General features: G+C 73.0%; 10 protein-coding genes and 2 pseudogenes. 6 read left to right on the forward strand and 6 right to left on the reverse strand.

What is annotated here, in order from left to right; translation table 11 throughout:
• The 3 genes and pseudogenes from IE321_RS38090 to IE321_RS38100 all read left to right on the forward strand — a co-directional run.
• Positions 1–246 (forward strand): annotated as a pseudogene (locus IE321_RS38090) (TIGR04222 domain-containing membrane protein); the annotation flags it as partial.
• A gap of 19 nt (positions 247–265) precedes the next feature.
• The gene (locus IE321_RS38095) at positions 266–796 is read left to right on the forward strand and encodes a GNAT family N-acetyltransferase (RefSeq protein WP_190226277.1); all 531 of its coding nucleotides are present in this window, start codon (positions 266–268) and stop codon (positions 794–796) included.
• Between the two features lie 91 nt (positions 797–887).
• On the forward strand, positions 888–3,170 hold the full coding sequence (locus IE321_RS38100) for an NACHT domain-containing protein (protein ID WP_043231312.1): 2,283 nt from the start codon (positions 888–890) through the stop codon (positions 3,168–3,170).
• Positions 3,171–3,268: 98 nt separating this feature from the next.
• Here IE321_RS38100 and IE321_RS38105 read toward each other — a convergent pair whose 3' ends face one another.
• Together IE321_RS38105 and IE321_RS38110 are read right to left on the reverse strand one after the other, a co-directional pair.
• Positions 3,269–4,864, reverse strand: coding sequence for an AMP-binding protein (locus IE321_RS38105; protein ID WP_190226278.1), 1,596 nt, complete (start codon positions 4,862–4,864; stop codon positions 3,269–3,271).
• Positions 4,861–6,543, reverse strand: a complete 1,683-nt coding sequence (locus IE321_RS38110) for an AMP-binding protein (RefSeq protein ID WP_190226279.1) — start codon at positions 6,541–6,543, stop codon at positions 4,861–4,863. The genes IE321_RS38105 and IE321_RS38110 overlap by 4 nt, the downstream gene beginning before the upstream one ends.
• A gap of 96 nt (positions 6,544–6,639) precedes the next feature.
• Here IE321_RS38110 and IE321_RS38115 point away from each other — a divergent pair, with 96 nt between their 5' ends.
• Positions 6,640–7,461, forward strand: a complete 822-nt coding sequence (locus IE321_RS38115; RefSeq protein ID WP_043231317.1) for a helix-turn-helix transcriptional regulator — start codon at positions 6,640–6,642, stop codon at positions 7,459–7,461.
• On the opposite strand, the gene IE321_RS38120 is transcribed toward IE321_RS38115, so the two are convergent.
• Positions 7,367–7,948 carry an SUKH-3 domain-containing protein gene (locus IE321_RS38120; protein ID WP_226651453.1) on the reverse strand — a complete coding sequence of 194 codons (582 nt, stop codon included), beginning with the start codon at positions 7,946–7,948 and terminating at the stop codon, positions 7,367–7,369. The two genes, IE321_RS38115 and IE321_RS38120, sit on opposite strands and share 95 nt — an antisense overlap.
• Positions 7,935–9,041 (reverse strand): winged helix DNA-binding domain-containing protein, encoded by a 1,107-nt coding sequence (locus IE321_RS38125; RefSeq protein ID WP_190226280.1) that lies wholly within the window; start codon positions 9,039–9,041, stop codon positions 7,935–7,937. Before IE321_RS38125 ends, IE321_RS38120 begins: the two co-directional genes overlap by 14 nt.
• Before the next feature lie 134 nt (positions 9,042–9,175).
• On the opposite strand from IE321_RS38125, the pseudogene IE321_RS42540 reads away from it, so the two are divergent.
• Positions 9,176–9,301, forward strand: a pseudogene (locus IE321_RS42540) (transporter); the annotation flags it as partial.
• Between the two features lie 137 nt (positions 9,302–9,438).
• Here the strand turns inward: IE321_RS42540 and IE321_RS38130 are convergent.
• Positions 9,439–10,941, reverse strand: coding sequence for a flavin-containing monooxygenase (locus tag IE321_RS38130; RefSeq protein ID WP_190226281.1), 1,503 nt, complete (start codon positions 10,939–10,941; stop codon positions 9,439–9,441).
• 132 nt (positions 10,942–11,073) lie between these two features.
• On the opposite strand from IE321_RS38130, the gene IE321_RS38135 reads away from it, so the two are divergent.
• The gene (locus tag IE321_RS38135; RefSeq protein ID WP_190226282.1) at positions 11,074–12,291 is read left to right on the forward strand and encodes a PucR family transcriptional regulator; all 1,218 of its coding nucleotides are present in this window, start codon (positions 11,074–11,076) and stop codon (positions 12,289–12,291) included.
• Positions 12,292–12,343: 52 nt separating this feature from the next.
• On the opposite strand, the gene IE321_RS38140 is transcribed toward IE321_RS38135, so the two are convergent.
• A partial coding sequence (locus tag IE321_RS38140) for an anti-sigma factor (RefSeq protein WP_190226283.1) occupies positions 12,344–13,093 on the reverse strand: 750 nt, incomplete at its 5' end.

A 13,093-nucleotide genomic window follows, 5' to 3' on the forward strand; every position in this document is an offset into this window, starting at 1 on the left:
AGGGCGCCGGCCCTCCTGGCCGCCCTCGCGCTGTGGCGGCTGCCGGCCGCGACCCGGACCGCCCGACGGCTCCTCGCCGAGCTGCGCGAGCGGCACCCGCTGCCCGCGCACCGGCGCGAGGTGACGGACGGCCGCCTGGTCCAGCTCTACGTGGCGCTGTACGGCGACCCGGCGCTGGCCCTGTTCCTGCCGCGCTTCTCCCGTGACGGGGGCCTGCTCGGCCACCGGACGCCCGAAGGGCGGTGAGGCGGGGGCATACTGGCGTATGCGCATCAGAGCGGCCGCACCGGCCGAACTCCCGCTGCTCCAGTCCATCGAGCGCGCTGCGGGCGAACCCTTCCGCGCCCTCGGGATGACCGCGATCGCCGACGACGATCCCCTGCCGCTGGACGTGCTGGAGGGGTACCGGTCGGCGGGCCGGGCCTGGGTGGCGGTCGACGGGGCCGACCGGCCCGTCGCCTACCTGCTCGCCGACACCGTCGACGGCGCCGCCCACATCGAGCAGGTCTCCGTCCACCCGGACGCGGCCCGCCAGGGCGTCGGCCGGGCGCTGATCGAGCACCTGGCGGAGGCCGCCCGGGAGCAGGGCCTGACGGCCCTGACCCTGACGACCTTCACCGACGTGCCGTGGAACGCCCCCTACTACACCCGGCTCGGCTTCCGCCCCCTCGCCGACACCGACCCGGCCCTGACCGAGGGCCTGCGCGCCATCAGCCTCGCCGAAGCCGCCCACGGCCTGGCCACCTGGCCGCGCGTCTGCATGCGCCGCGAATTGATGGTGCGTCACCTGCCTTAGCGGACCGACTGGTTCACCTCCCGGCTCCCGCCAGGAAGCCCCCTCGCGACGCGGATATGATGCGACGTCAGTCTCAGGGCGAGGGGGTTCGTTGGCACCGAACGAGCAGCAGCAGGAACAGTCGGCGTTCGAGGCGGAGGTGCTGCGGATCTCCCGCGCGCTGTTCGCCGGGGAGAACGAGTTCCAGGGATCCACCTACATCGGAACCGCGGAGCGGGACGGCGTGTTCATCACCGCCGACTCCGTCGTCATCGTCGAATGCACGGTGTCGCGCCGCAAGGACAAGGCCGAGAAGGACGGCAGGAAGCTCTACGAAGCCTGTCTGGCGAAGGCCAGGGAGCACCCCTTCAAATCGGTCAAGGGCTACTTCGTCACCCGCGAGGAACCCACCGCCGACCAGCGGCTGGCCATCAAGACCCTCGGCCAGCCCCTCGTGGCGTGCAGCTTCACGCAGCTGCGGGGGCAGCTCGTCGACTCGGCGAAGTACCTCGAACTGCGCCCGTTCTACCCCTTCGGCAGCGCGCGCGAGCCGAGCAGCGGAGACTACGAAGCGCTCAAGCCCTACGTCGCCGTGGACCCCACGGAGAGCGGGACCGGGGACCCCTACTCCGTCACCAGCGTGTCCGACGAGGTCAAGAACGGCCGGTCCGTGCTCCTCTACGGGGACTACGGCGCCGGGAAGAGCATGTTCCTTCGCGAGCTCTACCGGCGTCTCGCCAAAGCTCACCGTCAGGACCCCTTCAAGCCCTTCCCGATCCTCCTGAACCTCCGTGACCACCAGGGCCAGGTCCGCCCGGTCGAGGCGCTGGAGCGACACGCCCGCGAGATCGGCTTCCCGCATCCCGCCCAGCTGGTCCGCGCCTGGCGCTCGGGGGACGTCACCCTCATCCTCGACGGCTTCGACGAGATCGCGACGCCCGGCTGGCTCGGCAGGACGTCGGCCATGCGCGACATCCGGCGCCGGTCGGTGGAGCTGGTGCGCCGGTTCTGCAGCGACTCACGGCCGACGACGTCCGTCGTGCTGGCCGGCCGCGCGCACTTCTTCGACAGCGAGAACGAGATGCGCATGGCCCTGGGGGTGCGCGACGACTCGCTGTTCCTCATGGCCGGTGAACCGACCGACGACCAGGCCCGTCGGATCCTCGACGCCTACGGCTGGAAGGAGTCGCTGCCCGACTGGCTGCCTTCCCGCCCTCTGCTGCTCAGCTACCTGGGCTCGTCGACCTCCTTCCAGAGCTCGATGGAAGAGACCTTCGGCTGCTCGGCGGGCGAGGGCTGGCACATGATGCTCGACCGCATCGCCGAACGCGAGGCGAGCATGGAGATGGGCGTCGACGGCTTCACCATCCGCAAGGTGCTGGAACGGCTGGCCACCCAGGCGCGCCGCTCCACCGACGGACTGGGGCCCATCTCCCAGGAGGAACTGACCTCCGTCTTCCAGTCGGTGTGCGGCTACGCGCCGGACGAGGGCTCCTACCAGCTCCTCCAGCGGCTGCCCGGGCTCGGTGCCATGGACAGCGTCGACGGCTCCCGGCGCTTCGTCGACGTCTCGCTGGCCGACGCCGCCAGGGCCGGCGACGTGGTCGCGTGCGTGATCGAGCCGAACGCCGCGAGTCCCCTCATGGAGATGACCGGCAGTGTCGCCTGTCTGGACGAGGTGGGCATCGACGTGGCCGCCGTCCAGCTCGCCCAGGAGGCCGGCGCGAGTTCGGGGCGGGCCTACGCCTCCGCCGCCGCGCTCCAGCGAGGTGGCGTCTCGGACGCGATCGTCGCCGACATCGTCCGCGTCACCGCCCGGCTCTGGCCCGGCGACGAGGCCCGCAGCCCGATCTCCCTGCACGAGATCGAGCTCCGCAGCTTCGCCCTGTCGGCGGACGCCAAGGGCTACGACTGGCTCGCCTTCCACGACTGCGTGATCCAGGAGCTGGACCTCACCGACTACGACGGCTACGCGCTTCCGCACTTCCAGAACTGCCTCATCGGGCAGATGACCGGGGTCGCCGGCTGGTCGGCACTGCCCGACGAGCGGTTCGTCGAGTGCGAGGTCGCGCAGTTCGACGCGCAGATGTCGACGGGCAAGGGCATCCTCGCGCTCAAGACGACGCCGATGAACAAGGTGGTCCTGACCATACTCAAGAAGGTGTACGCGCAGCGCGGCACGGGCCGGAAGGAGTCGGCCCTCTTCCGCGGTCTCGACGCGAAGCACCGTGAACTGGTCCCCGACGCCGTCCAGCGCCTCACCGGTGCGGGCCTGGTCACCACCGCCCGGGCCAACGGCAACAGGATCTACCTGCCCGTCCGCGGCATGACCCCTCGGGTCCGGCGGATCCTCCAGGCCCCGCAGGTCAGCAAGGACAACGTCCTGGACCCGTGACCCCTCCACCCGGGGCGCGCTCGGCGACGAGCGCGCCCCGGCGAGGACGGTCCCGCCCCGCCCGTCCCGGCGGGGCCGCGACCCGTCCGGACCGCGACCTAGGATCCGTACCGCTCGCGCAGTTCCACCTTGCGGACCTTGCCGCTGACCGTCATCGGGAACTCGGTGAGGATCTCGACGCGGCGGGGGACCTTGTAGTGGGCGAGGCGGTCGCGGCAGAAGGCGGCGACTTCTTCGAGGGTGGGCGGGTCGGCCGGGTCGCGCGGGACGACGCAGGCCAGGATCTCCTCGCCGTACCGCTCGTCGGGGACGCCCACCACCTGGACGTCGGCGATCTTGGGGTGGCCGTACAGGAACTCCTCGATCTCGCGCGGGTACACGTTCTCGCCGCCGCGGATGATCATGTCCTTGATGCGGCCGACGATCTCGACGTAACCGTCCTCGCGCAGCACGGCCAGGTCGCCGGTGTGCATCCAGCGGCCCGCGTCGACGACCTCGGCGGTCTTCGCGGGCTCGTCCCAGTAGCCGAGCATCACGCTGTAGCCGCGGGTGCACAGCTCGCCCGCGGTGCCGCGCGGCACCGTGAGGCCGGTGGCGGGGTCGACCACCTTCACCTCGATGTGCGGCAGCGCCCGGCCGACGGTGCCGGTGCGCCGCTCCAGGTCGTCGTCGCGGCGGGTCTGGGTGGAGACCGGCGAGGTCTCCGTCATGCCGTAACAGATCGACACCTCCGCCATGTTCATCTCGGCGACCACCCGCTTCATCACCTCCACCGGACACGGCGAGCCCGCCATGATGCCGGTGCGCAGCGAGGAGAGGTCGTACGCGGCGAAGTCGGGGAGGTTCAGCTCCGCGATGAACATGGTGGGGACGCCGTACAGCGAGGTGCAGCGCTCCTCCTGGACGGCGCGGAGGGTCGCGGCCGGGTCGAAGGACGGGGCGGGGATGACGATGCAGGCGCCGTGCGAGGTGGCCGCCAGATTGCCCATGACCATGCCGAAGCAGTGGTAGAAGGGCACCGGCACGCAGATCCGGTCCCGCTCGGTGTAGGCGATCATCTCGCCCACGAAGTAACCGTTGTTGAGGATGTTGTGGTGGGAGAGCGTGGCCCCCTTCGGGAAGCCGGTGGTGCCCGAGGTGTACTGGATGTTGACGGGCTCGTCGGCGGCGAGGGGTTCGGGGACCAGACCTCCCGACGGGCGGGCCGCGAACTCCTCCCAGCTCGCGTCGCCGAAGTACACCGTCTCCCGCAGCTCCGGGCACGCGTCCCGGACCTCGTCGACCATCGACCGGTAGTCGCTGGTCTTGTGCGCGAGCGAGGCGAAGAGCATCGAGATCCCCGACTGGCGCAGCACGAAGCCGAGTTCGTGGGCGCGGTAGGCGGGGTTGATGGTGACCATGACGGCGCCGACGCGGGCGGTGGCGTACTGGACGAGGACCCACTCGGCGCGGTTCACCGCCCAGATGCCGACCCGGTCGCCCTTGCGGACGCCGCTGCCGAGGAGCGCGCCGGCGATCCGGTCGACGTCGGCGCCGAACTCGGCGTAGGTCCAGCGGCGTCCGGCGGCCACGTCGACCAGGGCCTCGCGGTCGGGCCAGGCGGCGACGGCCCGGTCGAGGTTGCCGCCGATGGTGTCGCCGAGCAGCGGGGTGTCCGCCACCCCGTGGGCGTAACTGGGCTCCGTGCCGGTCATGCCAGGTCTCCTTCGGTGAACTCCGGTCCCGTGACGGCGCCTTCGGCGGTGAGGCGGCGCAGCTCGACCCGCCGGATCTTGCCGGACACGGTCTTGGGCAGGTCGGCGAACTCGATGCGGCGGACCCGCTTGTACGGGGCGAGCACGGCCCGCGAGTGGGCGAAGAGGGCCCGCGCGGTCTCCGCGTCCGGCTTGAAGCCCTCGGCGAGGACGACGTACGCCTTCGGGACGGCGAGCCGCAGCGGGTCGGGCGCGGGGACCACGGCGGCCTCGGCGACGGCCTCGTGCTCCAGGAGCGCGCTCTCCAGCTCGAAGGGGCTGATCTTGTAGTCGGACGCCTTGAAGACGTCGTCGGCCCGGCCCACGTAGTGGATGTAGCCGTCCTCGTCGCGGCTGCCGATGTCGCCGGTGCGGTAGTAGCCGCCGGCCATCGCCTCGGCCGTCTTGTCCGGGTCGCCGTGGTAGCCGGTCATCAGGCCCACCGGGTGGGTGGAGAGGTCGAGGCAGATCTCGCCCTCCTCCGCGCCGGGGTCACCGGTCACCGGGTCGAGGAGGGTGACGGTGTAGCCGGGGCTGGGGCGGCCCATCGAGCCCTCCTTGAGCCGCTGGCCGGGGCTGTTGGAGACCTGGACGGCCGTCTCGGTCTGCCCGAAGCCGTCACGGATGGTGACGCCCCAGGCGCGCCGCACCGCCTCGATGACCTCGGGGTTCAGCGGCTCGCCGGCGGCGACGACCTCGCGCGGCGGGGTGGCGAGGCGGCCGAGGTCGGACTGGATGAGCATCCGCCACACGGTGGGCGGGGCGCAGAAGGAGGTGACGCCGTGCCGGTCCATCTCGGCCATCAGCCGGCCCGGGTCGAAGCGCGTGTAGTTGTGGATGAAGACGGTCGCCTCGGCGTTCCAGGGGGCGAAGAGGTTGGACCAGGCGTGCTTGGCCCAGCCGGGCGAGGAGATGTTGAGGTGCACGTCGCCGGGCTTGAGGCCGATCCAGTACATGGTCGCCAGGTGGCCCACCGGGTACGAGGTGTGGGTCTGCTCGACGAGCTTGGGCCGGGCGGTGGTGCCGGAGGTGAAGTAGAGCATCAGGGTGTCGTGGGCGAGGGTGACGCCGTCGGGCTCGAAGACCTCGGACTCGCGGGCGGAGTGTTCGTACCCCAGCCAGTTCACCCCGTCGCCGCCGATCGAGATGCGGGTGTAGTCGCCGGGCACGTCGGCGAACTTGGCGGTGTCCTCGGCGCGGACGATGACGTGCCGGGCGCGGCCGCGCTCGACCCGGTCGCGGAGGTCGGCGGGGCCGAGGAGGGGGGTGGCGGGGATGACGACGGCGCGCAGCTTCATCGCGGCGAGCATGGTCTCCCACAGCTCGGTCTGGTTGCCCAGCATCACGATGATCCGGTCCCCGGCGCGGACGCCCTGGGCGCGCAGCCAGTTCGCGACCCGGTTGGAGCGGGCGGACATCTCCGCGAAGCTCACCCTGGTCTCGGTGCCGTCCTCCTCGACGATGTGCAGGGCGGTGCGGTCGTTGCCCTCGGCGATGACGTCGAACCACTCCAGCGCCCAGTTGAACCGCTCGGGGCGGGGCCAGGCGAAGCCGCCGTAGGCCGCCGCGTAGTCCTCGCGGTGCCGCAGCAGGAAGTCCCGGGCGGTCCGGAACTCCTCGGTCGCGCTGGTAGCCGTCATGTGTCCTCCTCGTTGCGGGACCGGTCCCGCCCATCGTGTAATCGGTGACCCAGGTCTCACTACCCCCGTTCGGGGGTGAAGGAGTGGTGTTCTTCCGTGTCCGAGCGGATCGAGGCGGTGGAGCTGCGTGCCGCGCTGGTGCGGCTGCGGCGCGGCAGCGGGCTGCCCGTGGTCTTCGGCGGCCTCGTGCAGGAGGGCGGGCTGCCGCTGCGGATCGCCGAGCTGCACGGGGCGGTGACCCCGGCGCTCCGGGGCCTGACGATCTCCCCCGGCAACGGCCTGGGCGGGAAGTGCCTGGCGCTGGCCCGGCCCTGCGCGGTCACCGACTACCCGGTGGCCCGGCACATCACCCACGAGTACGACCTGCCGGTGTCGGCGGAGGGCCTGCGGTCGGTGATCGCGGTGCCGGTCGTCGTCCGGCGTCAGGTGCGCGGGGTGCTGTACGGCGCGCTGCGGGACGCGCTGCCGCTCGGCGAGCGGGTCTTCGACGCGGCGGTGGCGGCGGCCCGTGACGTGGAGCAGGCGCTGGCCGTGCGGGACGAGGTGAACCGCCTGGTGGAGCCGGCGGAGGCGTCCGACCCGTCGTGGGAGGAGGTGCGGCACGCCTACGGCGAGCTGCGCGCGCTGGCCCCGAGGGTGGGGGACGCGGAGCTGCGGGCGCGGCTTCTCGCCGTCTGCGGCCGTCTGGAGTCGGCGGCGGGCGTCCCGGCGCCGGTCGCCGGGGTGGCGCTGACCCCGCGCGAGACGGACGTCCTGGCGGCGGTCGCCTCCGGAGCGACGAACGCGGCGGCCGCCCAGCGGCTCGGGCTGCGCCCGGAGACCGTCAAGGGCTATCTGCGCTCGGCGATGCGGAAGCTGGGGGCGCACACCCGGCTGGAGGCGGTGGTGGCGGCGCGGCGGGCGGGGGCGCTGCCCTGACGAAGAACTCCCGGGCCTCGACGTCCGGGCCGCGCAGGAGCCGGCTCACGGCCTCGTGGACGTCGTCACCGAGGTGGTACGGGCCGGTGTGGTGGAGGAGGAAGAACCGGCCGGTGTCGTCGAGGAGCACCATGGCCCCGTCGAAGGCGGTGAAGCCGACCGGGAAGAGCCGGGTGCCGAGGAGGGCGGCGAGCTCGGCGACGTCCTCGGCGCTCTCCTCGTAGATCCAGTGCGGGGTGAGGCCGACGGCGTCCGGCGGGGTGCCGGGGATCTCCAGGCGCAGTCCGCCGTAGGCCCGGACGAAGGCGCGGGCGGCGGGGAACGCCTCCACGGGGTGGCCTTCCGCGGCGAACCGTCGGGTCACCGTCTCCAGCAGCTCCCGGAGCCGCTCGTCCCCGACGTCACGTCCGGGGTGCCGGCCGGCCCGGACGAGGAGCGCCTCGGCCTCGGCGCGGCCCAGCCGGGGCTCCCGGTCACTCCCCGGCACGGAAAACCAGGTCGTAGGCGTCGCCCTCGGGCACGGTGAGCCGGAGGATCCGTTCGGCCTCGGCGGTGATCCCGGCGCGGTCGGCGCGGGAGATCCGGCCGAAGGGCTCGACGGTGAGGGTGACGCGCCCCTCGGCCTCCGCCAGGTGCCAGAGCCCGGCGACGGTCCCGTCGAGGAGGAGGACGCGGTGGGCCTGGTTGCCGGTCCAGGTGCGGCCCCGGTGCTCCTCGGGCACGAACCGGCGCCGGTCGGCGTGTGAGAGCAGCAGGTTGTCGAACTCGGGCAGCAGGCGGGGCGGGGCCGGGACGGAGGCGTCCGGGCGGGGCGCGTCGGGCAGGTCGAAGAGTTCGGTGCCGTCCTCGTCCCGCAGGACGAGCAGCCGGGGCCGCAGCCGCTCGAAGGCGGGCCGCAGCCGGGTCAGCCCGCACCAGGTCTGCATGTCCTTGACGGAGGCGGGCCCGAAGGCGCCGAGGTAGCGCAGCACGGTCTCGTCGGTGTCGGCGGGCTCGTGGGTCCGGTCGCCGAACCACACGTCGGTGGTGGTGAGCGCGACCTGACCGCTCCTCCCCCACAGTCCCCGCGGGGTGACCTGGACGAGCGGCAGCAGGCAGCGCACGTACATGGTGAGGGCCTCGGGGTCGGCCCCGGGCCACTCGCTCAGCAGCCGCTCGCGGATCCGTCCGGGGGTACGGGGCTCCGCCTCGACGAAGTCGCGGGCGAGGGCGCCGAGCCGGTCGAGGTCGACGCCGTCGAGCCGCTTGCGGAACATGCCGAGCCCGCGGTCGAGGGCACCCGGCTGGACGAAGGCGCGCAGGGCGACGGCGTCGCGGGCGGTGTGGGTGTGGACGGTGGAGCGCAGGGTCGCGATCCGGGCGACGGCCCGGGACTCCATCAGCGCGGACAGCGCCTCGGGCCGGAAGCCGTCGAGGCGGGCGGCGAGGGCGTAGTACGGCGGCTTGGTGTTCTGCGCCTGGAGTCCCAGGAGGTGGTGCACGGCCTCCTCGGGCGCGAGCGGCGAGGGCGTGAGGAGCAACTGGCGGGCGAGGGTGGCACGGCCCAGGGCACGGCGCGAGACCGGGGGGAGGGAGTCCATGCGCAGACGCTACAAGCCCATGAGGACAGATCCTGTCCTCTATGGCCGGCCCGGCCCGGCGGACACCACCCGCCCCCGCCGGATACCACCCATATATCCTTCTCCTCCCGCCCGGACCGCTGTCGGGGAGGTCCCTGAAGCAGCCGACGGAGGCGGAACTCCGCTCCCTGGCGGTCGGGTTCGACCTCCACGAACTCGCCGTCGAGGACGCCCTGGAGGCCCATCAGCGCCCGAAGCCGGAGCGGTACGGCGACACCCTGCTCGGCCCGCCGGGACGGGAAGGTTGCCGGGACCGGCTCGTCCCGGAGCCGGTCCCGGCGCGGGACGCACTGGCGCTTGATCTGGCCCTCCGGTCACGCGCCGTGCCGGGTGAGGAGGGCGGCGTCGCCCCCGCCCGTCACGCCCTCGCCCCCGAACGGGCCTCCGTCCGGGAGAAGATCAGCTCCGGGTCGGCGACGCTGCCGGAGCGTAGGAGTTTCACGTCGTCCCGGTAGTCCATGGAGGTCAGCCACGGCATCCGGTCACCCTGGCGGGGCAGGGAGTCGACGGCGCGTCGGACGTAGCCGGCCCCGAAGTCCAGGAAGGGGCGGGTCGGCATCCCGGGGTCCGTGGGCTCGGGGCGGCAGGTGTCGTGGCCGTGGGCGTCCATGTGGGCGAGCAGTCGGCAGAAGTGCTCGCAGAGCAGGCCGATCTTCAGCGTCCAGGAGGAGTTGGTGTAGCCGATGGCGAAGGCGAGGTTGGGTACGCCGGAGAGCATCATGCCCTTGTACGCCAGGGTGTCCGGCAGGCTCACCTCGCGGCCGTCGACGGTGAGGCGGATGCCGCCGAACGCCCGCACGTTCAGACCGGTGGCGGTGACGACGACGTCCGCCTCCAGCTCCCGGCCGGACTCCAGCAGGAGGCCTCCCTCGGTGAAGGAGGCGATCCGGTCGGTGACCACGGTGGCCCGGCCTTCGCGGATCACCCGGAACAGGTCGCCGTCGGGGACGGCGCACAGCCGCTGGTCCCAGGGGTCGTACGGCGGGTTGAAGTGTTCGTCGACGGGATAACCGGCGGGCAGCTGACGGGTGTTGATCCAGCGGATCAGGCGCCGTGCCGCCTTCGGGAACCGCCGGCAGAAGCTCCAGACGAGACGCTGCTGAGCGATGTTCTTGCGCCGGGACAGGGCGTAGCCGCGCCGCTCACCGAGGTACTTCTTCAGCGCGTTGGCGACCGCGTCGGCGCGTGAGATCGGCAGGATGTACGTCGGCGTGCGCTGGAGCATGGTCACGTGCGCGGCGGTGGGCGCCATCGACGGGACGAGGGTGACCGCGGTCGCCCCGCTGCCGATCACCACCACGCGCTTGCCCGCGTAGTCCAGGTCCTCCGGCCAGTGCTGCGGGTGCACGACCGGACCCCGGAACCGCTCCAGGCCCTCGAACGCGGGCGTGAAGCCCTCGTCGTAGCGGTAGTAGCCGCCCGCGCAGAACAGCCAGCCGCAGGTCAGCGTGGCGCGCTCGCCGGTGTCGGCGCGCTCGACCTCGACGGTCCAGCGCGCCTCGTCGCTCGACCAGGAGGCGCCGAGCACCTCGTGGTGGTACCGGGTGTGCGCGTCGATGCCGTTCTCGGCTGCCGTCTGCCGCAGGTAGTCCAGGATCCGGGGCGCGTCGGCGATGGACTGCTCGTCGCGCCAGGGCTTGAACTCGTAGCCGAAGGTGTGCAGGTCGGAGTCCGAGCGGATGCCCGGGTAGCGGAACAGGTCCCAGGTCCCGCCGGACGCCCCGCGGGCTTCGAGGATCGCGAAGCTCTTCGACGGCAGCTCGGTCTTCAGGTACCGCGCGGCGCCGATGCCCGAGATCCCGGCTCCGACGATCAGGACGTCGAGGTGCTCGGCGGCGGACGCGACAGGGGACGGGGACACGGGCGGCTCCGGACGGTGTCGAGGACGGGTGCGGGTGTGTCCATGCTGCTGGCGCCGCCGCGCGGCGACAACGTGCAAACCGCACCATCAGGGCCGGGCCGGTGTGGCGATCCGCACCCGTACGATGGGCGCATGTCGTGGCCGTCGCCCTCCCCCCGTGTACGGGAACTGATGCGCCGGGGTGCCGAGATCGCCCTCACCCCCTCCCCCGAGTGGCTCGCCGAGCTCGACGCGGCGACCCTCGCCGGCGAGGCCAGGCGGCAGATGGCGGCCGATCCGGTGCTGGCGGCGGGGACGCGCCGGACCAACCGCTCCAACCTGCTGTTCTGGGCGGCCTCCAACGTCCGCGCCCCGGGCGAGCCGGTCCCGGCCAACGACACGGAGGCGCCGCTGGCCGTCGCCCGGGACATGATCCGGCGCGGCCTGGACGAGTCGGCCCTGGACGCCTACCGGGTCGGCGAGAGCGTCGCCGTGCGGATGTGGACGCAGATCGCCTGCACGCTCACCGACGATCCGGAGGAGCTGCGCGAACTCCTCGACGTGTCCCTGCGCTCCATCGCCGCCTTCGTGGACGACACCGTGGACGCGATCTCGGCCCGGATGCGCGCCGAACGGGACGAGCTCACCCGCGGCACCCACGCGCAGCGCCGGGAGACCGTCGCCCTGCTCATCGAAGGAGCGCCGATCACCCGGCAACGCGCCGAGAGCCGCCTCGGCTACCGGCTGGAGGCCACGCACACCGCCGCGATCGTCTGGACCGACTCCCCCGACGCCGACCCGGGCCAGCTCGACCGGGCCGCCGACGCCCTCGCCGAGGCCGCCGGCCAGCTCCGCCCCCTGAGCGTCATCGCCTCCGCCGCGACCCGCTGGCTGTGGGTCCACGGCCGGCCGGATGCCGACCGGACGCGCGCCGCCCTGGAGCACCTGCCCGACGTCCGGGCCGCGGTCGGCTCCACCGCGCCGGGCGTCGACGGCTTCCGCCGCAGCCACCTCGACGCGCTCACCACCCAGCAGATGCTCACCCGCCTCACCTCACCGTCCCGGCTGGCCTTCCACCACGAGGTCGAACTCGTCGCCCTGCTCACCGCCGACCCCGAACGCGCCGACCGCTTCGTCACGCGCACCCTCGGCGCCCTGGAGACCGCGCCGCCCGAGATCACCGAGACCCTGCGCGTCTTCATCGAGGAGCAGTGCAACGCCACCCGCGCCGCCGCCCGCCTCTTCACCCACCGCAACACCCTGCTCCGCCGCCTCACCCGCGCCGACCAGCTCCTGCCGCGCCCCCTCGCCCGGAATCCGATCGAGGTCGGCACCGCCCTCAAGGTCCTCCAGTGGCGCGGACCCCGCTGACGATACGGTCGGGTCCGGCTTCTTCCGGGTTCGACGGCGCGGGGAAGGGGTGTCAGGCCGGGAGGGCCAGGAGGAGGAGGGGGGTGGTGGTGGGCCGGGGCGAGCCCGTCGACGGTTCGAGGGTGAGGCCGACGGCGGTGGCGTCGGCGGGGTCGCCGTCCAGGGGGACCGTGCCGTCGGCGTGGATGAACCCGGCCGGCTGCATGGTGCCGTCCTGGTCGAGCCACAGCTGGTAGGTGGTGCCGGGCGCCGGGGCGGGCAGGCCGGTGGCGGTGAAGACGGCCTTGTTCTGGCGGGCGGAGGAGACGACCGTGGTGAGGGCGCCGTTGGTGGCCCGGCCGTGGACGGCGCGGGCGTCCGGGGCGGCCAGCACCGTGCTCACCTCGTCGAGCTGCTGTTCGGCCTGCTGGGCCTGCTGCATCGCCTCCTGGCTCTCCTGGTGCTGCCAGGCGGCGATGCCGGCGAAGGAGACGGCGGCGGCCAGGCTCGCGGCCAGCGCCAGGGGAACGGCCTTGCGCCTCAGGCCGTGGAGCAGACGCCGGGCCGGACCGTTCGCGGGGAGCCGGGGCGGCAGCTGGCGCACCCCGTCGACCGCGGCCATCGTGCGCTGCTTGAGGGCGGGCGGCGGTTCCTGGGCGGTGGCCGCGGCCAGCCGGGCGGCGGTCGCCCCGAACTCGGCCACGTCCCTGCGGCAGTCCTCGCAGTGCGGGAGGTGCGCGGCGAAGTCGTCCCGCTCGGCGGGGTCGAGGGCGTCGAGGGCGTAGGCGGCGGCGAGGGCGTGGAGGTCGAAGCGGTGCTGGTT

The sequence above is a fragment of the Streptomyces hydrogenans genome, assembly GCF_014656075.1.
Classification (GTDB): Bacteria; Actinomycetota; Actinomycetes; order Streptomycetales; family Streptomycetaceae; genus Streptomyces; species Streptomyces hydrogenans.

What these genes read in the sequence shown, in the direction of transcription:
- IE321_RS38135 (WP_190226282.1), top strand. Translation starts at nt 11,074, where the DNA reads ATGTCGTGGCCGTCGCCCTCCCCCCGTGTACGGGAACTGATGCGCCGG.
- IE321_RS38125 (WP_190226280.1), bottom strand. Translation starts at nt 9,041, where the DNA reads ATGGACTCCCTCCCCCCGGTCTCGCGCCGTGCCCTGGGCCGTGCCACC.
- IE321_RS38105 (WP_190226278.1), bottom strand. Translation starts at nt 4,864, where the DNA reads ATGACCGGCACGGAGCCCAGTTACGCCCACGGGGTGGCGGACACCCCG.
- IE321_RS38110 (WP_190226279.1), bottom strand. Translation starts at nt 6,543, where the DNA reads ATGACGGCTACCAGCGCGACCGAGGAGTTCCGGACCGCCCGGGACTTC.
- IE321_RS38095 (WP_190226277.1), top strand. Translation starts at nt 266, where the DNA reads ATGCGCATCAGAGCGGCCGCACCGGCCGAACTCCCGCTGCTCCAGTCC.